This is a genomic window from Mycobacterium sp. IDUB_1 (assembly GCF_055419625.1).
The window spans coordinates 609,461-633,405 of record NZ_JBVAYA010000004.1; the positions used below are offsets into that span (position 1 = coordinate 609,461).

A 23,945-nucleotide genomic window follows, 5' to 3' on the forward strand; every position below is an offset into this window, starting at 1 on the left:
GGTCGGCAGGTTGCCGATACGATTCCTGGGTGACGCTCACCGGCTGCGAGCGGCAGTACGAGCAGCTCGCGGCCATGCACGCAAGGGCGCGCGCCGGTCATGGTGGCGCGGTGCTGGTGTGCGGGGAGTCCGGCGCCGGCAAGACGACCTTCGTCGAGCAGTTCGCCGCCGGGGTCGGCGAGCACACCCGCGTCCTGTGGGGCGCCTGCGATCCGCTGTCCACCCCGAGGCCACTCGGACCGGTTCATGACGTCGCCCATGAACTGAGTCCGCCCACCCGTCGACAACTCGCCGAGGGACAGCAGCCGTACGACATCTTCGTGTCGATGTTCGACGAACTGCGCAGCTCGCCCGCGATCCTGGTCCTCGACGATCTCCAGTGGGCGGATCAGGCCACCCTCGACCTGTGCCGCTTCCTGCTGCGCCGGGCCGCGCAGTCGACGCTGCTGATCGTGGGGATCCTGCGCGACGACGAGGTCGACCTGACCCATCCACTGCGAGGCTTCCTGGGAGACGTCGCCCGCTCCGCGCATGCACAGACGCTGACCGTGCCCCCACTGGACGTGGACGCCGTCACCGCGCTGGTGGGCACGCGTGATGTCGACCCGGTGTGGCTGCACCGGATCACCGGTGGCAACGCGTTTTTCGTCTGCGAGATGCTCGACCAGGACTGCTCTGACGGCGCAGAGTTGCCAACGACGGTGCGCGACGCGATCCTGGCCCGCACCGCCGACCTCGGTGCCGACACGTGGGACCTCCTGCAACTGTTGACCTGCGCCCCGGGCGCGATCGGCGATCAGCTGCTGGTCGGGCTCGGTGTGACGCTGCCCGCGCTGCGCGCGGCCCACCAGGCGAAGCTGATCCGGCGGGACGTCCGTGGCGTGGCGTTCCGCCACGACCTCTGCCGGCGCGCCGTCGCCGGTGCGCTCCCGCCCGGCGCGCAACCGAGCCTGCACCGCAGATTCGTCGAGGCCCTGAGCACCGTCGCGACGCCCGACCCTGCAGTGCTCACCCACCACGCACTCGGCGCCGGGGACATGACGCTGGCCGTCGCGGCCGCGGCCGACGCCGGCCGGGCGGCCGCGCGGACGGGGGCGCACACCCAGGCATGCGAGTTCTTCGAGCTGGCCCTGCAACAAGGGGGGCTGCTCTCCGACGCCGTCGAGGCAGAGCTTCTCGAGCTGCTCGCCCCCGAGTACTACCTGACCGACCGGCTCAGCGATGCGATCGCCGCCAGCCGACGGGCCCTGCTGCTGCGCCGCGCCCTGGGCGACTCGGCCGCGGTGAGCGCGAACCACCACGCCCTCGCTGTCTACGAGTGGTACAGCGGAAACCGCGCCGCGGCTGAGCAACACGCCGCCGATGCCGTGGCAGCGCTGGAAAGACTTGCCGGCGAATGCGATTCAACGCAACTCTGTCAGCTCGGGCACGGTCTTGCCATGCAGGCATTCCTTGCGGTGCAGGCCAACAGCATCGAGGACGCCGAGCGCATCCTGCGTGGTGCGCGCGACATCGCCACCGCCGTCGCCGACACCGATCTGACGGCACGGGTGGAGCTGATCGGTCAGTACTGCGGCATCCTGTCCGGGCGAGCGCACTCGCGGGACCGGTTGTTGGCCGTCCTGGCGGCAGCACCCCGGCACATCGACGAGATCTACTCGAGCGGATACACCAACCTCACGCACTTCGACGTCGAGCAACGACGGCTCGGGCCGGCCGCAGAGCTGCTCCGACACAGCATCCCGCTGATGGTCGAACACGATCTGCCGATTTGCCGCATGGTGCAGGTCGGGTCGCGCAGCAGACTCGGATTACTGACCGGCGACTGGGCCGCCGCGCTGGCCGACGCCGATTCGGTGCTGCGCAGCCCGAGCGCCCCGCTGGCCAGGATGTGGCCCCTGCTCATCCGCGGCCTCGTCGCGTTGCGTCGGGACGGTGGTGACAGCGGACTGATCGATCAGGCCTGGGAGCTCGCCGAGCGCTTCGGAGAGCTGGTGCGGATGTTGCCTGTCGCGTCTGCCTTCGCCGAACGCAGCTGGGTGACCGGCCAGCCCGACCCACACCTGGATCACTGCCTGGTTCTGTTGCGGGACAGCGGTTCTCACAGCGGCCTGGAGTGGGCGCGCGGCGATCTCGCCGTGTGGTTGCACCGGCTGGGCATGCCGGTCACCGGTACCGCCGGCGTCGCCGAACCGTATGCGCTGCTTCTCGACGGCCAACTCGACGACGCAGCGCGGGCATTCGAGGAGCTGTCGAGCCCTTACGAGGCCGCGCTGGCGTGTGGCTCCACCGCTGACCCGCTGTTGTCGCGCCGGGCGCTTGACATGCTGGACCGGCTCGGGGCCGACGCGATCGCCGCGAGGATGCGCGCCAACCTGCGCGCGGCCGGCATGTCCGGCGTTCCCGGGCCGCGGCGCACCAGCACCCTCGCCCATCCTGCCGGGCTGACCAGCCGGCAGGTGGAGGTACTGCGCCTACTGGGCGACGGGCTGACCAACGCCGAGCTCGCCGAGCGGCTGTTCCTGTCGGTGAAGACGGTCGATCACCACGTGTCGGCGATCCTCACCAAGCTGGGCGCCACGAGCCGGCGGGACGCGGTACGTCGCGCCCACGAGGCGGGACTGCTCCCCCGGCCGTCCGCCCCGCTCTAGACCCCTGTGCGGTCGTCGGCCCGTGTGTGCGACGTAGCCGACTGTCGCTGCGTCACCCTGCGCGCGATGGCGTACAGCACGACGCCGACCAGCAACAGGATCCCGCCGAACAGCCAGACTTGCGCACTCTGTTGCGTCAACAGGAGCAGGCACGAACCGACGCCGAGCACCGGCACGAACGTCCACACCCGGAAGTGCCGGTGGGCGACCTCGTCACGACGCAGCACCAGCACCGCGACGTTGGTGGACAGGAACACGAACAGCAGCAGCAACACCACGGTCTCGGCCAGGGTGGACAGGTCGCCGACCAGGGTCAGCAGCATCGCCACCGCGGTGGTCGCGACAATAGCGACCCACGGCGTGCGGCGGCGGGGCAAGACCCGGGTCAGCCCCGTCGGCAGCAGACCCTGCTCGGCCATACCGTAGGCGAGACGGCTCGACATGATCATCGTCAACAACGCGCCGTTGGCCACGGCGATCAGCGCGATGAGGCTGAACACCCAGTCGGGCACACCGACGCCGGATGCGGCGACGACGGCGAGCAGCGGGCCCGAGGACTCGGACAATTCGCTCGCCGGCAGCGCGATCGCGCTGGCCACACCGACCAGTGCGTACATCACCCCTGCTGTGATCAACGCACCGAACAGCGCCCGCGGATACACCCGGCTCGGATCCTTGATCTCCTCCACGACATTCGCCGACGTCTCGAACCCGACGAACGAGTAATAGGCGATGATCGCGCCGCCCAGGATCGCCAGCGCCGGGGTCGACCCGTCCGGGAACTCGACGACGCGACCGACGTCGCCCTGACCGCGGCCGAGCATCACCGCCACCACCGCGATGACGATCAGCAGGCCGGACAGCTCGACGACCGTCATCACCACGTTGGTTTTCAGCGACTCGGAGATACCTCGCGCGTTCAGACATGCGACCAACAGCAGGAACACCAACGCCGCAGGGACGACGGGTACGTCGACGAACGTCGCGAGATAGTCGCCCGAGAACGCCAGCGCGAGTCCGGCAGCACTGGTCACGCCCGCGGCGAGCATCGAGAAGCCGACCAGAAACGACAGCAGGGGTCTGCCGAACGCCCGGTCGGCGAACACCGACGCTCCTCCCGCGCGGGGGTACTTGGTGACCAGTTCGGCGTAGGACCCTGCGGTGAGCAGCGCCAGCACCAAGGCGATCACCAGCGGCGCCCACAGCACACCGCCCACCTCCTGCGACAGCACACCCATCAGCGCGTAGATCCCCGCGCCGAGAACGTCACCGAGGATGAACAGGAACAGCAGAGGGCCCGTGATGCGGCGGGCCAGCTTCGTCGACCCGGTGTCGGTGTCGCGCGCCGGGTCGGTATCGGATGCCATCGGATCTCAGTACCCGCTGCCTCGCCATCTAGGCCCGAGGAATCGAGCGACACCGCAGAATGGTCGGATGCGCTTCGGGAACTTCATGGCACCGTTTCACCCCACCGGGCAGAATCCGACGCTCGCGATCGAACGCGACCTCGACCTGATCGTCGCCATGGACCGGCTGGGCTTTCACGAGGCCTGGATCGGCGAACACCACTCCGCCGGATTCGAGATCATCGCCTCGCCGGAAGTCATGATCGGCGTTGCCGCGGAGCGCACCAAGCACATCAAGCTCGGTACCGGTGTCAGCTCCCTGCCCTACCACCACCCGCTGATGCTGGCCGATCGCATGGTGCTGCTCGACCACCTGACCCGCGGGCGGGTGATGCTCGGCTGCGGGCCGGGTCAGCTGACCTCCGATGCGCACATGCTGGGCATCCCGGCCGACGAGCAGCGCCCCCGAATGGAGCAGTGCCTCGAAGCGATCATGCGGTTGTTGCGCGGTGAGACCGTCACGATGCACACCGACGGCTTCACATTGCAGGAGGCCCGGCTGCAGCTCGCGCCCTACAGCGATCCGTGCTTCGACGTCGCGGTCGCAGCCTCGTTCTCCCCCACCGGGCCACGCGGAGCGGGCAAGCACGGCATCGGGATGCTGTCGATCGCGGCGACCGCCCGGCAGGGAATGGATCTACTGGCCCAGCATTGGCAGACGTGGGAGGAGGTGGCACTCGAGCACGGGCACGTCGCGGACCGGTCGAAGTGGCGCCTCGTCGGCCCTATGCATCTGGCCGAGACGCGCGAGCAGGCCGAGCGCGACGTCGCGTACGGAATCGCCGAATTCTCAAGGTATTTCAGCCACATCCTGCCCGCGGGGCCGGTGCAGGGCGACACCGTGTCCGAGATCGTGGCCAACAATCACGAGTCCGGCTTCGCGGTGATCGGCACGCCGGAGGACGCAGTCGCCAAGATCGAGGAACTCATCGAGGCCAGCGACGGCGGGTTCGGGGCGTTCCTGCTGTTCGACCACGACTGGGCCCCACCCGCGGCCAAGCTGCGCAGCTACGAACTCTTCGCGCAGTACGTGATCCCGCATTTCACCGGTCAGCTCACCCCACCCCGCGCGTCGCAGGAGTGGGTCACCGCAAGTGGGCGCGAATTCGTCGACCGTGCAGCGCATGCCATCGGCAAGGCGATCGAGGACCACGCTGCCGAACAACACGCCAAACAATCCCCGGCCGCGCCGTAGTGCCCGATCGGGCTGACCTGGTACCGCAGTTGGTCGACGAGTGGCGGCTGCGTGCCGACGGACCGGCCGACGAAGACGCCGACGCGCTGACCCTCCCGGTGCGCACCGCCGACGGCGCACCCGCCCTGCTCAAGATCGGCTCACCGGCGTCTGCCGACGAACATCTGGTACTGCGACGGTGGGCCGGCGACGGCGCGGTCCGACTGCTCCGTGCGGACCCGCACCGCCACGCGGTGCTGACCGAGCGGGCCGGCCCGGCCACGCTGGAGACGCTGAGCGACACCGACGCCTGCGAGGTGGTGGCCGGCCTCTACGCGCGGCTCCATGTCCCGGCGATGCCCCAACTGCCCTCGGCGGCAGACGCATTGCGGCGCTGGCTCGACGACGCGGGACATGCCGGTACCGCCGTACCGCGCCGGCTGGTCGACCAGGCGCAGATCCTCGGTCGGGATCTGCTCGCCGGCGGCGCCACGGAGGTGGTGATGCACGGCAACCTCCACTTCACGTCGGTGCGCGCCGCCGACCGTACGCCGTGGCTGGCCGTCGATCCCCGCCCGGTCAACGGCGACCGCAACGACGAGGTGGCACCGATGCTCACCCATCGCTGGGACGAGGTTGCCGGGCGGGTGCGCGACGGTGTTCGAGCGCGCTTCTGGACACTGGTCGATGTCGCGGGACTCGACGAGGATCGCGCCCGTGCCTGGGTGATCGTGCGCATGGTGCGCGCGGCCGCCCGAGCCTCCCGCGCGGATGAGGTGACGCGATACCTGGCGATCGCCAAAGCGGTCCAGGACTGACCGGCATGAGAGAGATTCCGTCTAGTCGGGTAGAGCCGAGCCGGCTCGCACGAGTCCGGTGAGGATCATGTCGAGCCCGGCGTCGAACCGCCGGTCACGGTCACCGGTGAGTATCGCGATGAGGTCATCAGCCTCAGCGGGCCGAGGGTGGCCGCTGTCGGCGATCTGCTGAAGCAGCGTGTCCCACTCGTCTGTGGCTTCGAGCTCTAGGAAGGCCTGCTCGTCGATAACGAATCCGGTTGTGTAGGAACGTAACAACGCTGCAAGCTGGCCTGGACTGAATTGGGGTGCCGTGACTGCGCTCAGGAGCTCGATGAGCGTCGCCGACAGATTGAGCGTGGCAGCAAAGGGCGCGTAGGAGCCGGCGATGATGCGTCCGCCGTCCCGAAATGCCATCATGGCGCGGCGCATTCGTTCGCAGCAGACCTTCACCTGCTGGACCGATGGGACAGCACAGTCGATGTCGGAGAGATCGATGGTGGCGTAGATCGCGTCGGCCATCGCACGCTGGAGGTCCTTGCGGTCCCGAAAGTGCTTGTACAACGCCCCAGGAGTTACTTCGGCAGCTGCCGCCAGCCGGCGCATCGTCAGCGCGTCGAGTCCGTTGGCGCCAACGTATTCGTGAGCGAGCGCCACCAGCGCGTCACGGGTTAATCCACGCTTGACCATTGCGGCCCAGCGTAGATCGGACGTGTTGACAGAGCGCTCGGATAGCCTCACACTTCGATGGTAAACATTGTTTACCTTGGAAGTGAGATGTGACAGAGCACCAGGTGGTAGTCGTCGGCGGGGGCCCGACGGGACTGATGCTGGCTGGCGAGTTGGCGCTTGCGGGAGCCGACGTCGCCGTGGTCGAACGTCGAGTCGATCGCGACCTGGCGGGTTCGCGTGCGGGTGGCATGACACCGCGCACGATCGAGGTGCTCGATCAGCGTGGCATTGCCGATCGATTCATCGCCGAAGGGACCACGGGTCAGAACGTCCACTATGCAGGACTGTTCTTCGACGTCTCCGATCTGCCAACCCGGCATCACTACGGGCTCGGACTGCTGCAGTACCGCATCGAGACGATCCTGGCGGACTGGGTTGCCGAACTGGGCGTGTCCGTGCACTACGGCCGTGAGGTCACCAGCTTCGCCGCGGACGAGACCGGGGTTCACGCTGCGGTGTCGGATGGGTCAACGCTTCGGGCCGAATACCTGGTGGGGTGCGACGGAGGTCGCAGCTCCATCCGTAAGACGGCCGGGATCGCCTTCCCAGGGTGGGGCGCCTCGACCAGTTGTCTGGTCGCCGACGTCGACATGGACTCCGTGCCGCCGTGGGGTCTGCACCGACGAGGCGGGTTCCATTCGTTCTTCACCTTTCACGGCCAAGACACCGTGCGGGTGATGGTGACTGAAGCGCAGGTCGGAAACACCGCCGAACCCACCCTGGCCGACCTCAGTGAGCAGTTGATTGCCGTCTGCGGAACAGACTATGGATTACGCAGTGCCACATGGATTTCCCGCTTCACCGATACAACCCGACAAGCAGCGACCTACCGAGCCGGCCGCGTTCTGTTGGCCGGTGACGCCGCGCACATCCATTTCCCGATCGGCGGCCAAGGCCTCAATACGGGTATCCAGGACGCGGTGAACCTCGGATGGAAATTGGCTCGCGTCGTGCGTGGCGCATCCGGTGAACAACTCCTCGATACCTACCACGCGGAACGGCACCCCGTCGCGGCGCGCGTTCTGCACAACACCATGGCCCAAACCGCTCTCAACGGCACGGGGGAACGCATCGACGCTCTCCGCGACACCATGTGCGAACTGCTCGCCATGGACGAACCTCGTATCTGGGTGGCGGCCATGATGTGCGGTCTGGACATCCACTACGACCTCGGAAGCGACCACGGGGGCGACCACCCGTTGCTCGGCCGCCGCATGCCAGACCTCGACTTGCAGACCCCTTCCGGCCCCACCCGGGTGTTCACGCTCCTGCACCAGGGCAATGGAGTCCTGCTCAAGTTCGGTGGCCGATCATTCGATGTCGACATCACGCCCTGGTCGGACGAAGTGTCGACATACGACGTGCATTACAACGGAAGCTGGGAGCTCCCGGTCATCGGCGAGGTGGCGGCGCCGCAGGCCGTTTTGGTCCGACCCGATGGCCACATCGCCTGGGCGGCGGACAGCTCCTCCGCGGGACTCGTGGATGCACTCGACAAGTGGTTCGCGTAGCGCCTCGGGCCCGAGCCCGCGCGATGAGACGAGCGACCGAAGTCAGATGACGATTCGATGAATACGCTCCGCTGAGCCCCCGGAGCTATCTCCAGGCGGGTACTCCGGACGGCATGGCTCTTGTCGACAGCACCGGGTTCGCCCATGTCCGCATCACCGTGAGCGACATCGCGCGCTCCAAGAAGTTCTACGACACGGTGTTCGGCTGGCCGCTGGTGGTGGATGCGTCCTCGATGGCCGACGACCCGGGTGTCGCTCAGTCAGCCGAGCGCTTCTTCGGCGGTGCGGTGTATCAGACGCCGCAAGGCACACTGTTCGGGCTGCGCCCCGGCGGCAGCGGCGACTTCGATCCGGAGCACTTGGGCCTGGATCACGTGAGCTTCGCCGTCGCCGGCCGTGCGGAACTGGCGGCGGCCCAGAGCGCGCTCGCGGAGGCGGGGATTCCCCACGGGGCCATCACGGTCCTTGAAGAGGCCGGCATCGCGATCCTGTCCTTCCAGGATCCCGACGACGTCAACATCGAGCTGACCGCCCCGCTGGACTGAGCGGCGTCAGGTCACCTGCGTCGGCGCGTCGGCGAGCTTCACCAGCGCGACGTCCGGCCGCGTGGGCACCCGCTCAGCGTGAAACCAGCGGAACGCCAGGTTGCCACGCGGGTAGTCGACGGTCGAGATCGCATTCGGATGTGCTGTCTGGCTTTTCGCGATCACCACGGTCACCGAGCCGTCGCTGTTGGGCACAGCGGTCGCGCCGTTGATCGACACTCGGGCGTCGGTGACGATGTGGCCGCCCATGAACTGGTTCCACACCACGAGATTCCAGAAGCGGCAAGCCGGCGGGCGATGGGTGACGACGAGCGCCTCGTCGTCGTCGAGGACGAAGCTCGCGTAGGCATAGCAGGCGTCGCGGGCCGACCACCCGAAGTTCGCGTCGGGAACCTGGTACGGCTCGCCGAATTCGTTGGCGATGGCGCCGGTAACGTGTCCGAGCGCGTGCGCATCGTCGACCCGGGCACCGACGGCCAACGGGACGATGGCGAACATGGTGCGCAGCCAGGCCGCGCAGGCGCGCAGCGATGCGGCGGTCTCGGCATCTGAATGCCGAATCGGGTCGGGCTCGTCGAGTGCCTCGATGTGCCAGCGCACCGGCCTCCCGGTCAGTGGATCGGCCTGATAATCCCGGGTCACGAGCACCGCCACCTCCGGCAACGGCCCGATCTCGAACGAGAAGCCACCGTCGGCGTCCATGCGACCGCTGGCCTCCAGGTCGGAATCGTTGACGATGTCCACGATCCGATCCGACCAGCTGCCCGATGCCGGCTCGTTGTAGGCGGTCACCGAAAAGTACACGCTGTCACCACGATTGCCGCTGATCCGGTAACGACGGTTCTCGTCGACCGGGCACAGGTGATACCACGCGTCGGTGTTGTCGCCTCCCCAGCGACGGTCTCGGCGAAATGGCGTGTTGAGCTCCACGAACTGAGGCCGGCTGCGCTCAGCGAACAGGTACGTGTCGAAGGCGACTCCGAGTGTGGTGGCCATCATCCGGTAGCCATCGGCGAGGTGGCGGTCGTCGACGACGGCACGGTCACCCTCGATGAAGCCGCGGTCGAGCTCACCCAGGGTCTGGACCAATTCCTGCCAGGCGGTAGTGGATTCGGCGCTCACGTGGCGATTCCTCTCGTGATCAGGGTGGCGGCGCGGTCGAGCCAGCCGTCATCGGGGGTATCGGTGCGTGTCAGCAGTGAGAGCATCGTGATGCCGACAACGGCCTCGGCGAGCTCTGCCGCGTCGACGTCCGCGCGGACCTCGCCGCGCTGGACGGCATCGCGCAGGAAATCGCCGAGGCCACGGGTGATCACATCACCGAAGCGTTCGAGCAGCGCGGAGTGCAGGGTGGGGTCGGCCGCCATCTCGGCGATCAGCCCCGGGATGGCGGCGCGCGCCGGGGCGGCGGTCAGCAAGGCCGCGACGCGACGCACCATCTCGCGGATGTCGGTAGCCAGCGAGCCGGTCGACGGGATCTGGGTCGCCTCGCCGATCGGGAACACGGCCTCGTGCACCAGGTGCGCCTTGCTCGGCCAGCGCCGATAGATCGCGGGCTTGCTGGTGCCTGCGCGCCGCGCGATCGCGCCGACCGACAGCTCGGCGTAGGGCACCTCGCCGATCATCTCGGCGGCGGCGGCCAGCGCGGCGTCGTCGATACGCCGGTCCCGAGGCCGGCCGAGCTCTGTCGTCATTACGTGACCAAGAGTAACATAATTGCCTGTGATGCACACCACACCTGCAGTCATCGAGCTGACCGACCTGGCTGCACCGTGCTATAGCGTTGAGGCTCAACAGGTTCGGGAGATGATCGCCTCGGTCGCCGATGGCTGCGCGCTCACGTCCGACGCGCTGCACGCAGCCGCGCGGGATGCGACCGGTCTCGACGACTTCGGCGCCGACGACTACCGGGAACGCCTCGACGTCTACCTCGGCGCGCTGGCCGGCCTGGACGACATGCACGACTGCGGACGGGTGAACTTCTTCGCCCAGCTCTCGCAGTGGTTGAAGAACCGGCTACTGCTCACCGACCTCCTGCGCCGACACCCCGAGATCCACGACATCGAGCTGACCCCGCCGGTCGTCATCGCGGGGCTACCCCGCACCGGGACCACACACCTGCACAACATGCTCGCCGCCGGCCCGACATTCCGCACGATGCCGTACTGGGAAAGCGCCGAACCGTTTCCCGCACCGGCCGAGATCGGTGTCGAACCCGACCCGCGGGTGGCCCGCATGGAGATGGCGGTGTCGATGATGGACCTGCTGCTCCCCCACTTCCGGGCCATGCACGAGATGACGAGCGAGCACGTGCACGAAGAGATCCAGCTGCTGGCCAACGACTTCTCCACGATGCTGATGGAGACGCTCGCGCACGTACCGCCCTGGCGTGACTACTACCTCGCCCACGATCAGACGCCGCACTACGAGTATCTGCGCACGCAGCTCAAGGCCATGCAGTTCCTCCGCGGCGGACGCCGCTGGCTGCTGAAATCTCCGCAGCACCTCGAGCAGCTCCCCGTGCTACAGCGCGTCTTCCCCGGCGCCGTCGTGGTGTGCACGCACCGCGATCCCGTTCCGGTGGCGGTCTCCATGGTCGCGATGGTCGCCTACACCGCCCGGATGTACAGCGCCGCACCGCCAGTGCAGGCCATCGCCACGTCGTGGACCGATCGTCTGGAACAGATGCTCGCTGCGTTGGTGCGCGATCGCGACGTGCTGGGTCCCGAACAGTCGACCGATGTCGACTTCGAGTCGTTCATGACCGACGAACGCGGTGTCGCCGAGCGCGTGTACGGGCTCGCCGGCGAACCGATGACCGACGAGGCACGCACCTCCATCGACAGTTATCTGGCTGCGCACCAACGCAATCGATTCGGCCGGGTGGCCTGCACCAGCGCGATGTTCGGGCTCGACGAGCAAGAACTCGCCACCCGATTCGGTGGCTACACCGAGCGCTTTCTCACCTGATCACTACCCGCTCATTCCGATACAGCGGGGGCTTCCACCAGCAGCGACATCCCGTGCAGCGGCGGCATCTCGGTGGCGAAGCTGTGCAGATCGTCGACGGTCGCGATCTCGTTGCCGCTGAACATGTCCGACACCACCGCACCCGGGGGCAGATGCTCCGAGCGCACGGTGCCGGCGATCTGCTCCTGGGCGAAGTTGAGCACCGTGAGCTGGAAGCGCCCGTCACCCTCGAGTTCGTGCACCAGCACCAGCATGCCGCGGTGCGACACCTCGGGGATGTCGAGCTGGCGGCTGGTCGCGATGCCGTAGTGCGAGCGCACCTTCAGAATTGCTTGCAGTTGGCGGATGAAGCTGGTCTCGTCGGCGAGCTGCTGCGGAATCGGGCCGTACAGGTTGCGGCCCACCGGCATTCCCGCGATGGACTGACGCGCATACGGGTTGATGCCCATCAGGTCGTGTGCGCCGCGGTTGATCCAGCGGGTGTCGCCCCCGGCCACCAACTCGGCGACGTCGGAGACCGGCAGCGTCAGCATCCCGACCAGATCCCAGCCCGAGAGCGCGAACACTCCTGGTTGCAGCGCGTTGAACATCGCGAGCAGCAGGTGGGCGCGCCGGATGGGATCGATGTCGTCGATCTCGTCGAAATCCTTAACACCGAGCGCCGCGCAGACGACAGACGCTGTGGTACAGGCGATTCCGTTGGTGGTGAAGGTGCGGTTGTACGGCGCGTCGGGTCCCGTCAGATGCGCGACGAGGTCGCTGCGCACGCTGGCCGCGATCTGCTCGCCGGTGACTTCCCCGCCCCGGAAGCTGTAGACGTCGTCGCGGTGCCCGTTCTCCCAGTGCAGCAGCTCGTAGGTCAGCTCGTCGTGGTTCTGCATCGCGTGCACCAGCGACGCGGGGTCGACGCCCAGTTCCAGCGTGGTACGCAATGTCAGCCGCAGGAATTCGGTGTCGCCGGTGGCGAGGGCGTGGTGGTAGGCCGGGCGGTTGACGAAGTCGTAGGACAGGTCGGCCCCCGCCTCGCCGATCTGGCGGATGTCGTCGATGGTGAGGTTCAGTTCCTGGAACGTGAACCCGCCGACCTTGCGCACCATGCTGGCGATGAGGTGGTTGGCTGCCTCCGACAGCGGGTGACCCTCCGACCACGCCGACGACCCTTCTGCCGCGGCCTTCTCCACGCCGAGGAAACCGTTGGCGTCCAGGCGCAGCGCGCCGGTGCCCAGATCGGCCAGTGAGTGCAGGGCGTCACCGATGACCAGCCGCATGCCGGCGAACGAGGGGTCCAGCCAGTTGATAGACGGCTGCCCGTCCTTGAAGTAATGCAGGTACACCCAGCGGCGTTCGACGCCGTCGACACCGGTGACCGGGCGGGTGACGCTCCAGTTGGTCTCCTTGACGCCTTCGGCGTAGAAGATGACGCGCTGAAGCCGACCGATGATGTAGCCGGCTTTGTCCAGCCACTCCTCGGTGGCCGCGTCGATGTTGATCGAGTCGGCGCCTGCGGGGACGTCGGGCAGCTCGTGCCAGTCGCGCGGGTCGATTTCGACCATGTGGTAGATGCCCGGGTAGTCCGCGTACTTCATCTCGGCCAACCGGAAGTCGGCGCCCTTGCCGGTGTGACCGGGGACGATGTCGTCGATGATGGTGCCGCCGTACCACGCGGCCGTGGCGCACATCTGCCGGAATTCGTCCTCGGTGCCGAATGCGGGATCGATCTGCGTGCCGATCCGGTCGAAGTGCCCGTCGACGCTCGGGGTGTACTGCCATCCGGAGATGCCGCCCGCGCGCTTGACCGGGCCGGTGTGGATGGCCTCGATGCCGATCTCGGCGAACGCCTTCCACATGTCCTCGCTGGCCATCGCCTTGAGGAACGACTCCTCAGGCCGAGTGATCAGGGACAGCGGGTAGGCGGTGAACCACACCGACGCGGTGTCGACAGCACCCCGGGGATTCGGCGTGGCGAAAGGGTTCTGCCACATCGAACCCTGACCCGAGAACTGCGCGCTGATCTCGTTGGCGTCGGCCAGCATCGACTGGGCGCGCAACCACTCCACATACGCGGGGTTCTTGCCGTTGGCCGGGCCGTCCTGGGCCACGGAGCGGCGCACGAACGGCGTCTTGACCCGCGGCCGGAACCGCAGCGTTCGCGGACGCGCCGGGTGAAGGTGCTCGGCGTAGGTGGGTTCGACCGACTCGTGTCCCTCGTCGGTGACCTCCAACTCCGACATGCATCTCCTCCTCATCGTGGCGATCGTGGTCGAACATTCCAGCCCGTATTGCCACCGCATCGTGGCCGGAAACCGCCGGACGCATACTGTGGCGCGATCGCCAGTGACGACGATACTGGCGGCCGGGGATCGACTCGATGTGAGAGAAGAGGAGTTCGGCCTGAGCAGGACAACAGCATGTCGGCGCGATCGTGTCCTGGCGCTGCTCGTCGCGACGTGTGCGCTGGCTGGCTGCTCGTCCGCGCCGACTCCGCCCGCGGCGACGACTTCGGCACCGCCGCCGGCCGTCGCGCCGGCACCGCGGGTGCTGGCGAGCGAACCGGTCGGTCTCGCCGACGGCGTCGTCGCCGACGAACAGGCCCTGCGTGACCCTGCGGCGTCCGACGTGTTGGTCACGGCGGCCGCCCGCCGTCAGCAATCGGCCTACCGCCTGCTCGCCCGCCATCCCGAGTGGGATGCGCTCGCCCGGTCGCGCGTGCCCGCCGAATTGCTGGGCACCTATGACCGCAACATCGATGCGCGCCGTCAACTCGGGGCCATGGCGCGGCCCCGGGCGACCCTGCCTGCGTGGCGGATCGTCGCGCCACGGCCCGTCGAGGAGCTGATGGGCTACTACCGCGAGGCGGAGGCGGCCTTCGGGGTCGACTGGCATGTGCTGGCGGCGGTGAACTTCGTGGAGACCGCGTTCGGACGGGTGGCTGGGGTCAGCACGGCCGGGGCGCAGGGCCCGATGCAGTTCATGCCGGCGACGTTCGCGGCGTACGGGGCAGGCGGCGACATTCACGCGCCTCGCGACGCCGTCATGGCCGCCGGCCGCTACCTCGCCGCCAACGGTTTCGCACGCGACCGCGACTACGCGCTGTACCGGTACAACAACTCGCGACAGTACGTGCGGGCGGTCAACGACTACGCGACGGTGCTGGCCGCCGACCCGGCGGGACTGCGCGGCTACTTCCAGTGGGGTGTCTACGTCAACACCACCGCCGGTGACGTGTTGCTACCCGACGACTACGCGGCCACCGAGCCGATCCCGGTCGCGGACTACCTCGCATCGAAACCTGTTGCCGGACGCTGACTTTCGTCAGCTCTCACACGCCGCGCTCGACGGGCATCCTGCCTCGATCGACGGCTGCCACCAGCGCGGCGTGGTCGGCTTCGGTTTGGTCGGCGTATCGCCGGGCGAACGCGCACAGGGCCTTGTCCACCTTCTCCGAGCGGCCGAGATACCCGGCGATCATCGACGCCCCGCTGGTGCGCGCATGCCCCTTGGCGAGCAGCTGGCCGACCACCGCGGTGTAGTCGATGAGCGCTGCGGGGTCCATGGCATCCAACGGGATGGTGCCCTTCATGTTGCGGAACTGCCGCACGTAGAACTGCAGGCCGTCGACCGTCGTCCACCCCAACAGCGGATCACTGACCGTCTGCAGCGCCTTCTGGTACTCGACCACCCGCTGACCCTGATGTGCGTGCCACGCCGATTCGCCGTGTACGTACCGCGCAAGGACCGAGCGGCGCGCCTGCTTGAGTTGCAGGAAGACCACGTCCTCAGGAGACGAGCCCTCCAGCAGAGCCACGTAGGCACGCAGACCGACACTGCCCACACCGACGACCTTGTGCGCGACGTCGATCAGGGTGTACCCCCCGAGCACCCGGCGCCAGTGCGTGGACAGCGTCGGGAGGTAGTCGTCGAGCGCTTCGGCGAGCGCATCGGCTTCCCGCTCGGGCAGGCGTGTGATCAGCGGCGGCTCCTCGACGATCTGGCGGACGCCGTCGACCTCCTCGGTGAATCGGGGCAGGGCACGGTCGCTGGTGCGGTGGCGTGCACGCCGGGCCGAGCGCCGCACCTCGTCGGCCAGCGGCCCGTGCGCTTCTCCGGCCAGGCGGTCCACGTCGAGGCGAGCGAAAGACCGCGAGAACAGCGGCTCGTCGGCCAGGCGGCGCACCTCGTTGCGATATGCCGCGACGCACGAGCGCACCGCGCACCCGCAGTCCTCCTCGGACGAGCCGTTGTGGCGGCCGGCCACCCAGATGCTGGCGACCAGGCGGCGCAGGTCCCATTCCCACGCGCCGGGGTGGGCCTCGTCGAAGTCGTTGAGATCGATGACCAGATCACGTTCAGGTGATGCGTAGAAACCGAAGTTGCCGAGGTGGGAGTCGCCGCAGACCACCGGCGTGATGCCGGTGGCGGGCAGATGCGCGACGTCCTCGGCCATCACAACGGCGCTGCCGCGCAGGAATCCGTAGGGCGAGGCGACCATGCGTCCCACCCGGATCGGAACGAGGAGGTCCACCCTGCCGCGATGGTTCTCCTCGATGAGGTACACCGGGTCCGGCCTGTCGGCGGGAGGGGTCCAGTCCGCGAGTGATTTACGAGGCACCCGTTTGCGCAGGCTCTTCCCGAGCGCGTAGCGCTCTGCTCGCGTCACCGGTTGTTGTCTCAGGGAGTGGTACGCCGCGCCGTCCGTCTCGGCCAGAACGGTGTGCCGGGTTGGCTCAACAGTCGTCATCGGGCTCCATGGTGCGCGGGTCGCGGGCGCCGCGGTAGGTGAACCGATCAGATGGACGAGGGGGTGAACACATCGACCGGCCTCACCGGCGTGAGCATGAGCAACGGTATGTGCCGGCTCGTTGACCGCTGATAGGCGATGTAGGGCGGGTAGAGGTGGCTCATGTACTCCCAAACATTGTGGCGCTCAGTATCTTCCGGCTCACGCCAGGTGGCCTCGAAGGCCTGGGTGGCGATCTGCACACCGATGGTCTCGTTGGTCAGGATGCTGAGGTACCACTCCGGGTGCGTGTCCGCCCCACCCTTCGACGCGACGACCACGATCTCCCCGCCCACGTTGCCGTAGATGAGCGGCTTGACGTAGTTCCTGCCCGACTTCCGTCCTGTGTACCTGATCAGACAGTGCGTGGTCATTGCACGGCCACCGACCGAACTGAGGTCGACGATGTGGCCCTGTGCACCACCCGACTCGAGATACATGGTGAGATGCTGGCCCATCCAGTCACGATGGTCGGCCGTGTTCGCGGCGGCGTCGGTGTCAGCCATGTCAGTCCCCTCGGTCAGCTGAGCCGACCTTACGGCAGACGCGAGCTCACTCCGGTCCGGGCTCGAACCCCGTCGGAACAGCCAGCGCCACGGTGAGTTCCATGACCGTTCGCGGATCGTCGAGTCCGGCGCCGAACAGTTCGCGAATTTGTGTCATCCGGTACCGCACCGTCTGCGGGTGGACGAACAGCTCCGCGGCGACGGCCTCCCGTTGGCCCTGATGCAGAAGCCACGATCTCAGCGTCTCGGCCAGCCGCTCGGCGGTGGTGGGCCTCAGCCCGCTCAACGGCGCCAGCACCCGTTCCCGGAGATCCTCGGCAGCCTCCCGGTCCGCGGTGAGAAGGAGCTCGACCAGGTGGTCGTCGGTATCGACGATGTCATCGGTGACGGGCAGCGTGCGCGCCCGCAGCGCCCGTCGATACGACGATTGGACCAGCATCCACGGACGAGCGGGCCCCACCAGGGCCCGCCGGCCCTGCAGCGCCGAACGGAGTTGGCGGCGATGCCGGACGTCCAGATCGGGGGCCAGCAGCACTGCCAACGAGTCCGATGCGCCGACGCCGGGCAGGTCTTCGCTGACGAGCAGCGTTGCTTGGCCGAAACGTGCCGCCAGACCTCGGGTTTGGCTCTCCGCAAGGAGGATGGCGGTCAGCGTGGACGGCGGAGTCCACCCCGCCCGCTCGGCACTGTCGTGCAGAACCTCTGCCGGCTCGCCATCGAGCAACTGCCGCGCCAGCCGTTCGAGATAGCGTTCCCGCACCCGCCCCGTCGTCGCCAATTCGTCGGCGTGCCCGGAGACGCTGGACGCCGACAGTTCGTCGATGAACGCGAACACCAGCTCCGCGAATCGGGCCACCGTGTCCGCGGTCAGCCCTGCCTCGACGGCGGTGCCCGACAGCTCCCGCCAGGCGACGCGCGCGCCGACCCGGTACGCCGACAGCAGTGCATCCATGGAACGGCCCTGTCGCGCCTCGCCACGACCGAGTTCGTAGGCGCCGTTCAGCGCGGGGGTCAGCGTCGCTGCCGGGTCGGTGTCCTGCGCGCGCACCGCGAGCCGCAGGAAGCCACCGAGGGCCATCTGCACGGCGTTCTCGATGTTCTGGCCCATCCGGCCGCTGAACGCGGCGGCGTAGCTGGGCACCTCGGCTGTCACCGCGGTCACGGTGCGCTCGGCCATCCGCGGCAGGACCGCCTGCAGGGCAGCAGCGACGTCGTCCGGCAGGTCGAGCCCAGTGAAGCGGAGCCCCTGCTCGACCATCAACTGTCCCCTGCGAACAAAAAAGAGCATGGAATTCACGCTCAGTAGCCAAGAGTTTATACCCGAGACCAAGCCAGAGTGGTGTCATGACCACAACAGCACCCCGCCCGACAACTGTCGGCACTCTGCGGGGGCGCGTCATCAAGCTCGCGGAATGGGTGACCACGCCGCTGGTCCCCGCCGACTACCTCGACGTCATCGACCCGCTGCGCTCCAGCGCAGACCTACGCGGCCGCATCGTCGCGGTGCACCCGCAGACCCGCGACGCCGTCACGGTGGTGATCAAGCCGGGTCGCAGCTGGCGCGGCCACACACCCGGCCAGTATGTCCGCATCGGTGTCGACGTCGACGGCGTCCGCCAGTGGCGCGCCTACTCGCTCACCTCGGAGGTGTCCCGCGAGGACGGTTGCATCGCGATCACCGTGAAGGCGATCCCCGACGGCACGGTCAGCAACCATCTGGTACGTCGGGCCACCGTCGGCACCGTCATCCAACTCGACCAGGCCGCAGGAGATTTCACTCTCGGCACCCAGACGCCGAGCAAGCTCCTGTTCCTCACCGCAGGCAGCGGCATCACCCCCGTGATGGGGATGCTGCGCAACATGACCGACGAGCGCGCCGATGTCGTGGTCGTGCACTCCGCCCCCTCCGCGGACGACGTCATCTTCGGCAGGGAACTCCGCTTGATGGCCCGCCGCGGCCGAATCCGGTTGGTGGAGAGGCACACCGACACCGACGGCATGCTCGACATGGGGCGCCTCGGCGATCTGGTCGGCGACGTCGCCGAGCGCGAGACCTGGGCCTGCGGGCCGGCCGGAATGCTCGACGCCCTCGAGGCCCGCTGGGACACCGCGGGCATCGCCGATCGGCTGCACACCGAGCGCTTCCGGCCGACCGTCATCACCGCCGGCGACGGCGGCGAGGTCACCTTCGCCAAGACCGGAACGGTCGTCGCGGCCGAAGGGTCTCAGACTCTGCTCGACGCCGGCGAGGCCGCGGGTGTCCTGATGCCGTCCGGCTGCCGGATGGGCATCTGCTTCGGCTGTGTCGCTCCCCTGCGTCAGGGCGCCGTTCGCGACCTCCGCACCGGAGACGTCACCACGGCCTCACCCGGTGACAACGTTCAGATCCAAACCTGTGTCTCCGCCGCTGCGGGCACCTGCGAAATCGCACTGTGATCAAGGAGATTCGACATGACTTCCACCACCCTCGCCCCGGCACGCACCACGGCCGGCCCCGCCGCCCATCTCACCGATGACGACATCGAGAATCTCGGCCGGGAGCTCGACGCCGTCCGCGAACAGATCATCTCCAGCCGCGGCGAGCGCGACGCAGCCTACATCCGCAGGGTCATCGACGGTCAGCGCAAACTCGAGCTGAGCAGCCGGGCGATCCTGCTGTTCTCGTTGTTCCCGCCCGCCTGGATCGTCGGAACGGCCGGTCTGTCCGTGTCGAAGATCGTCGAGAACATGGAGATCGGCCACAACGTCATGCACGGCCAGTGGGACTGGATGCGCGACTCGAAGATCCACTCGACCACCTGGGAGTGGGACAACGCCTCGCCCGCGGACATGTGGAAGCACTCGCACAACGAGGTCCACCACACGTACACCAACGTGCGCGGCAAGGACCACGACCTGGGTTACGGCATCATGCGCGTCGACGAGAACCAGAAGTGGACGCCGTTCTACCTGGGCCAGCCGCTCTACAACGCTGTCAATGCCCTCATGTTCCAGTACGGGATCGCGGCGTACGACCTCGAGATCGGCAAGTATCTGAAGGGCAGGACGGACTCCGAGGAGTTCCGCCGCAACGGCAAGCGGGTGCTCGCCAAGATCGGCAAGCACGCGGTGCGCGACTATCTGCTGCATCCGCTGCTGTCGGGACCGTCCGCGCTGACCACCCTGACCGGGAACCTGACGGCGAACGCGGTCCGCAATCTGTGGACGCACTCGGTCATCATGTGCGGGCATTTCCCCGAAGGGGTCGAGACGTTCGAGAAGACGTCGATCGACGGCGAGACGCGCGGCCAGTGGTATCTGCGTCAAATGCTCGGATCGGCCAACATCACAGGAAGTCCGTTGCTGCACTTCATGACTGGCAATCTGTCGTTCCAGATCGAGCATCACCTGTTCCCCGACCTGCCCAGCAACCGCTACCAGGAGATCGCGCCGAAGGTGCAGGAGCTGTTCGAACGGTACGGGCTGACCTACACCAGCGGTTCGCTTCCCCGACAGGTGGCATCGGCGTGGAAGAAGGTCTTCCGTCTGTCCCTGCCGAACGACTTCGGCCGGTCACGGCGGACGACCGACGCCGCCGCCGCGGCGTAAGCCCAGCTCGGCGGCGCCGCCGGCCTGAGCCGTGCCGGTTTGTAGGCTCGGTGCATGCCGCTGCACAAGGGCGAGGAATTCGCCGGGTACCTGATCGAGCGGCTGCTCGGCACCGGCGGGATGGGCGAGGTCTACCTCGCGCAGCATCCCCGCCTACCTCGTCATGACGCGCTGAAGATCCTCACGTCCACCTCGACGGCAGACACCGAGTTCCGCGCCCGGTTCATCCGGGAGGCCGAGATGGCGGCGACGCTGCGGCACCCCCACATCGTCGGTGTGCTCGACCGGGGCGAATTCGACGGCCGCCTGTGGATCTCGATGGACTTCGTCGACGGCACGGACGCGGGCCGATTGATCGCGCAGACCTACCCGCGCGGGATGCCCGAGATCGAGGTGATCGACACCGTGACGGCGGTGGCAGATGCGCTAGACTTCGCCCACGAACGGCGCCTGCTTCATCGCGACGTCAAGCCGGAGAACATCCTCGTGACCGCATCGGACGGACGCCGCCGCCGGGTGCTGCTGACGGACTTCGGCATCGCCCGTCGCATCGACGACGTCAGCAACCTCACCGACGACAACGTTGCGATCGGGACCGTCAGCTACATGGCCCCCGAGCAGCTGCGCGGTCAGCCACTCGATGGTCGCGCCGACCAATATGCACTGGGGGCCACCGCTTTCCACCTCCTGACCGGTGCGCCGCCGTTCGACGACGCCAATCGTGCGGTCGTGATCGGTCACCATCTGGGGACACCACCTCCGCGCATTTCGGCGCGTCGGCCCGATCTCGCGCACCTCGACGACGTCCTCGCGAAAGCACTGGCCAAGGATCCCGATCAGCGGTACCCCAGCTGCCTCGACTTCGCCGAAGCGCTGTCGAGTCGACACCGAGCAGCCAAGAACACGCAACGCCACCCCGCGGCGCCGGAAGCGGGTCCGCAGGGCCGTCCCGCCACCCAACGCCTCGAACATCTGGCGCTGCGTGGAACTGCATATGAGGTGAAATACCGCGCTGCCGGGGCCGGTGGCGGCGGCGAGGCGGTGTCGTTCCGTCTGACACCGACCGATCCGACCGATCATCTGCCCAGTCCGGTTCCCGTCGCGGTCAGTGCTGAGCTCGGGCCTGGTCCGCTCGCTGACGGCGCGACGGTCGACGTGCACGGGGTCTGGGACGGCCGAACCCTCGACGCCGACGAGATCAGAATCTACCCGGCCCAGGCGCCCCCGCCGCCCCCGCCGCCGCCGTCGTCGCGGTTGTCGCGCGAGACGGCAGCGTTCGAGACGGCCGAGCACGAGCCGACATTCACCCGCCGCAGGCGCAGGCCGGCGATCCTCGGTGCGCTCGCCGGGGTGATCCTGGTGGCGGTGGGTGCAGTCGCGTGGTTCACCGACGGCTTCGGTCTGTGGACACGTTCGGGGCCGATCGTCACGCCGGCCGGGGTCACCGTCTTCGCGCCCGCCGGCGCCGCGGACAATCCCGACAAGGCGAAACTGGTGATCGACGGCAACCCCGACACGTCGTGGTCCACGGTCACCTACACCGACCCCGTCCCCTTCCCGAATTTCGTCGAGGGCGAGGGATTGATAGTGCACCTGCCCGAACCGACGGCGTTGAGCGCCGTCACCATCGACCTGTCCAGCACCGGGACCGAGGTCCAGATCCGCTCCTCGCCGTCGGAGAATCCTGCCGCACTGGCCGATACCGCGGTGCTGACCCCGACCACCCCGCTACAGCCGGGACACAACCGCATCGCCATCCAGGACCACACCGCCACGTCCAATGTCCTGGTGTGGATCAGCACATTGGGCACCACCGACGGCAAGAGCCGTACCGCGATCTCCGAGATCACCGTGCAGGCGGCCCGGTAGAACGCCGGGCCCGCAGCATCACGCCGACAGTCCTTCGACGACGGCCAGCGCGGTGAGGTAGCGAACTTCCTCAGTGGCGGCGCGATCGCTGAGGAACTGACCGGAGGCGCCGGCCTGAGCCGCCATCAGCGCGCGTGTGAACGCCTCCGGGGTGACGGTCAACGTCCGGCCGGTCTTGGCGATCATCTCCATGAAGATCTCCTGCAGGCCTTCTCGAAGGCGTTCGACCTGGGCGTCCAGCGCACGGGCGATATCGGGCTGATGAGCGGCCCGGGCGACCAGAGCGGCGTGCAGGGCGATGCGCGGTTGATCGGTGACGCCGGCCTTCAGCAGGTGCCGCACCACGCGGTCGGTCTCGAGGATGCCCGCGGTGCGCAGCAGGGGTTCGGCCGTGTTCCGTAACCGCGCGACGAGGGCGTCGTTCTGATGCTCGTAGACCTCGAAGAGCAGGTCTTCCATGCCCTCGTAACTGGAGTAGAACGCGCCACGCGTGTAACCGGCCGCGCGGCACACTTCCTCGACGCTGAACCACGTCCGGCCGCTGTCTGCGATGAGCGCATCAGTGGCCTCGATCAACCGTGCCCGGGTGTTGCTGCGCCGGCGGGTTCTCGGCGTCCCTGTGACCTTCACGACAAACGGCCCTTCTAGCTCGATACATTCCGTATTGGATGCATATCGTATTGAAGCACCCACACAGTTCCGACGGCAACCCAGGAGGCGAGAATGAGCCGACACACTGCGGCGAGCGATCCGCAGACGCGTCCCGGGACCGCCAGTGAGGCGGTCATCGTGGCGCGCGGGTTGACGTTCGACGGTGAGCACGGCCCGCTGTTCAGCGACGTGGATCTGGATCTCGATCGCGGCCTGCACGCGGTGCACATGCCCGGCGGCCACAGCCAGAAAGCGCTCTTGCTCACGCTGGCCGGTCGGCTCAAGCCGAGCGCCGGCACCGTGGAGGTGTTCGGCGACACGGCGCCGCGGGCGATACGCCGGCACTGCGCGATCGCCGCCTTCGCCGACATCGACGATCTGGACGACGCCGTCACCGTGGGGACAGTCGTCGCCGAGCAGCGTCGCTGGCTCGCTCCCCTGTTCCGCCGGTCGGTTGACGATTCGGGCCGCGACGTCCTGTCCGAGGTCTTCGGGGATCTGCGCCGCCCGGCGCCTACCGACTACATCGGAGACCTGGGCGATCTGGAGATGTTCCTGCTGCAGATCGCTCTGGCGCTGCAGTCCGATCGGCCGGTGCTGGTGGTGGGCGACCTCGAACAGGTCCGCGACAGCGAGCGGCGGGTGCAGGCCGCGCAACGCCTCGGCGCCATCGCCGGCTCCCGCCTGGTGGTCGTGGGCGTGACGAACTCGCTCGGCGATGAGGCTCCCGAGCACGACGTGCACATCCCGAACATGGGGAAGGACTGA

At 67.9% G+C, this 23,945-nt stretch carries 20 protein-coding genes; 11 read left to right on the plus strand and 9 right to left on the minus strand.

Annotated elements, in window-relative coordinates:
- Positions 1-29: 29 nt before the first annotated feature.
- Positions 30-2,651 (plus strand): ATP-binding protein, encoded by a 2,622-nt coding sequence (locus ACZYYX_RS23895; protein WP_463817106.1) that lies wholly within the window; start codon positions 30-32, stop codon positions 2,649-2,651.
- Here the strand turns inward: ACZYYX_RS23895 and ACZYYX_RS23900 are convergent.
- Positions 2,648-4,018 carry an APC family permease gene (locus tag ACZYYX_RS23900; RefSeq protein WP_463817107.1) on the minus strand — a complete coding sequence of 457 codons (1,371 nt, stop codon included), beginning with the start codon at positions 4,016-4,018 and terminating at the stop codon, positions 2,648-2,650. The two genes, ACZYYX_RS23895 and ACZYYX_RS23900, sit on opposite strands and share 4 nt — an antisense overlap.
- A gap of 67 nt (positions 4,019-4,085) precedes the next feature.
- On the opposite strand from ACZYYX_RS23900, the gene ACZYYX_RS23905 reads away from it, so the two are divergent.
- Together ACZYYX_RS23905 and ACZYYX_RS23910 are read left to right on the plus strand one after the other, a co-directional pair.
- Positions 4,086-5,252 carry an LLM class flavin-dependent oxidoreductase gene (locus tag ACZYYX_RS23905; RefSeq protein ID WP_463817109.1) on the plus strand — a complete coding sequence of 389 codons (1,167 nt, stop codon included), beginning with the start codon at positions 4,086-4,088 and terminating at the stop codon, positions 5,250-5,252.
- The gene (locus ACZYYX_RS23910; RefSeq protein ID WP_463817110.1) at positions 5,252-6,049 is read left to right on the plus strand and encodes an aminoglycoside phosphotransferase family protein; all 798 of its coding nucleotides are present in this window, start codon (positions 5,252-5,254) and stop codon (positions 6,047-6,049) included. Before ACZYYX_RS23905 ends, ACZYYX_RS23910 begins: the two co-directional genes overlap by 1 nt.
- Before the next feature lie 21 nt (positions 6,050-6,070).
- On the opposite strand, the gene ACZYYX_RS23915 is transcribed toward ACZYYX_RS23910, so the two are convergent.
- On the minus strand, positions 6,071-6,718 hold the full coding sequence (locus ACZYYX_RS23915; RefSeq protein ID WP_463817111.1) for a TetR/AcrR family transcriptional regulator: 648 nt from the start codon (positions 6,716-6,718) through the stop codon (positions 6,071-6,073).
- Positions 6,719-6,807: 89 nt separating this feature from the next.
- On the opposite strand from ACZYYX_RS23915, the gene ACZYYX_RS23920 reads away from it, so the two are divergent.
- Complete coding sequence (locus ACZYYX_RS23920) at positions 6,808-8,271, plus strand: FAD-dependent monooxygenase (RefSeq protein WP_463817112.1); 1,464 nt, start codon at positions 6,808-6,810, stop codon at positions 8,269-8,271.
- A gap of 113 nt (positions 8,272-8,384) precedes the next feature.
- Entirely contained in the window at positions 8,385-8,816 is a 432-nt protein-coding gene (locus ACZYYX_RS23925; protein WP_463817113.1) for a VOC family protein, read from the plus strand.
- Positions 8,817-8,822: 6 nt separating this feature from the next.
- Here the strand turns inward: ACZYYX_RS23925 and ACZYYX_RS23930 are convergent, their stop codons facing one another.
- A complete protein-coding gene (locus ACZYYX_RS23930; RefSeq protein WP_463817114.1) occupies positions 8,823-9,938 on the minus strand; it encodes a DUF1214 domain-containing protein in 1,116 nt (371 codons plus the stop codon).
- A complete protein-coding gene (locus ACZYYX_RS23935; protein WP_463817115.1) occupies positions 9,935-10,510 on the minus strand; it encodes a TetR/AcrR family transcriptional regulator in 576 nt (191 codons plus the stop codon). Before ACZYYX_RS23935 ends, ACZYYX_RS23930 begins: the two co-directional genes overlap by 4 nt.
- 31 nt (positions 10,511-10,541) lie before the next feature.
- On the opposite strand from ACZYYX_RS23935, the gene ACZYYX_RS23940 reads away from it, so the two are divergent.
- Positions 10,542-11,786 carry a sulfotransferase family protein gene (locus ACZYYX_RS23940; RefSeq protein WP_463817116.1) on the plus strand — a complete coding sequence of 415 codons (1,245 nt, stop codon included), beginning with the start codon at positions 10,542-10,544 and terminating at the stop codon, positions 11,784-11,786.
- Between the two features lie 11 nt (positions 11,787-11,797).
- Here ACZYYX_RS23940 and treS read toward each other — a convergent pair whose 3' ends face one another.
- Positions 11,798-14,017 carry a maltose alpha-D-glucosyltransferase gene (gene treS, locus ACZYYX_RS23945; RefSeq protein WP_463817118.1) on the minus strand — a complete coding sequence of 740 codons (2,220 nt, stop codon included), beginning with the start codon at positions 14,015-14,017 and terminating at the stop codon, positions 11,798-11,800.
- Between the two features lie 196 nt (positions 14,018-14,213).
- Here treS and ACZYYX_RS23950 point away from each other — a divergent pair, with 196 nt between their 5' ends.
- On the plus strand, positions 14,214-15,092 hold the full coding sequence (locus tag ACZYYX_RS23950) for a lytic transglycosylase domain-containing protein (RefSeq protein ID WP_463817220.1): 879 nt from the start codon (positions 14,214-14,216) through the stop codon (positions 15,090-15,092).
- Positions 15,093-15,105: 13 nt separating this feature from the next.
- Here ACZYYX_RS23950 and ACZYYX_RS23955 read toward each other — a convergent pair whose 3' ends face one another.
- Genes ACZYYX_RS23955 through ACZYYX_RS23965 form a run of 3 tightly spaced genes read right to left on the minus strand, consistent with a single transcriptional unit; the run spans position 15,106 to position 18,357 of the window.
- Positions 15,106-16,524 carry a DUF2252 domain-containing protein gene (locus tag ACZYYX_RS23955; protein ID WP_463817119.1) on the minus strand — a complete coding sequence of 473 codons (1,419 nt, stop codon included), beginning with the start codon at positions 16,522-16,524 and terminating at the stop codon, positions 15,106-15,108.
- 47 nt (positions 16,525-16,571) lie between these two features.
- A complete protein-coding gene (locus ACZYYX_RS23960) occupies positions 16,572-17,069 on the minus strand; it encodes a nitroreductase/quinone reductase family protein (protein WP_463817120.1) in 498 nt (165 codons plus the stop codon).
- 46 nt (positions 17,070-17,115) lie between these two features.
- Entirely contained in the window at positions 17,116-18,357 is a 1,242-nt protein-coding gene (locus tag ACZYYX_RS23965; RefSeq protein ID WP_463817121.1) for a PucR family transcriptional regulator, read from the minus strand.
- Between the two features lie 56 nt (positions 18,358-18,413).
- Between ACZYYX_RS23965 and ACZYYX_RS23970 the strand changes: the two genes are divergently transcribed.
- The 3 genes from ACZYYX_RS23970 to ACZYYX_RS23980 are packed head-to-tail and all read left to right on the plus strand — an operon-like array spanning position 18,414 to position 22,526.
- Positions 18,414-19,505: a ferredoxin reductase gene (locus ACZYYX_RS23970; RefSeq protein WP_463817123.1), complete on the plus strand. Its 1,092-nt coding sequence runs from the start codon at positions 18,414-18,416 to the stop codon at positions 19,503-19,505.
- 15 nt (positions 19,506-19,520) lie between these two features.
- Positions 19,521-20,657, plus strand: a complete 1,137-nt coding sequence (locus ACZYYX_RS23975; RefSeq protein WP_463817125.1) for a fatty acid desaturase family protein — start codon at positions 19,521-19,523, stop codon at positions 20,655-20,657.
- Between the two features lie 54 nt (positions 20,658-20,711).
- Entirely contained in the window at positions 20,712-22,526 is a 1,815-nt protein-coding gene (locus ACZYYX_RS23980; RefSeq protein ID WP_463817127.1) for a serine/threonine-protein kinase, read from the plus strand.
- A gap of 18 nt (positions 22,527-22,544) precedes the next feature.
- Here the strand turns inward: ACZYYX_RS23980 and ACZYYX_RS23985 are convergent, their stop codons facing one another.
- Positions 22,545-23,156: a TetR/AcrR family transcriptional regulator gene (locus ACZYYX_RS23985; RefSeq protein WP_463817128.1), complete on the minus strand. Its 612-nt coding sequence runs from the start codon at positions 23,154-23,156 to the stop codon at positions 22,545-22,547.
- A gap of 93 nt (positions 23,157-23,249) precedes the next feature.
- On the opposite strand from ACZYYX_RS23985, the gene ACZYYX_RS23990 reads away from it, so the two are divergent.
- A complete protein-coding gene (locus ACZYYX_RS23990) occupies positions 23,250-23,945 on the plus strand; it encodes a hypothetical protein (RefSeq protein ID WP_463817130.1) in 696 nt (231 codons plus the stop codon).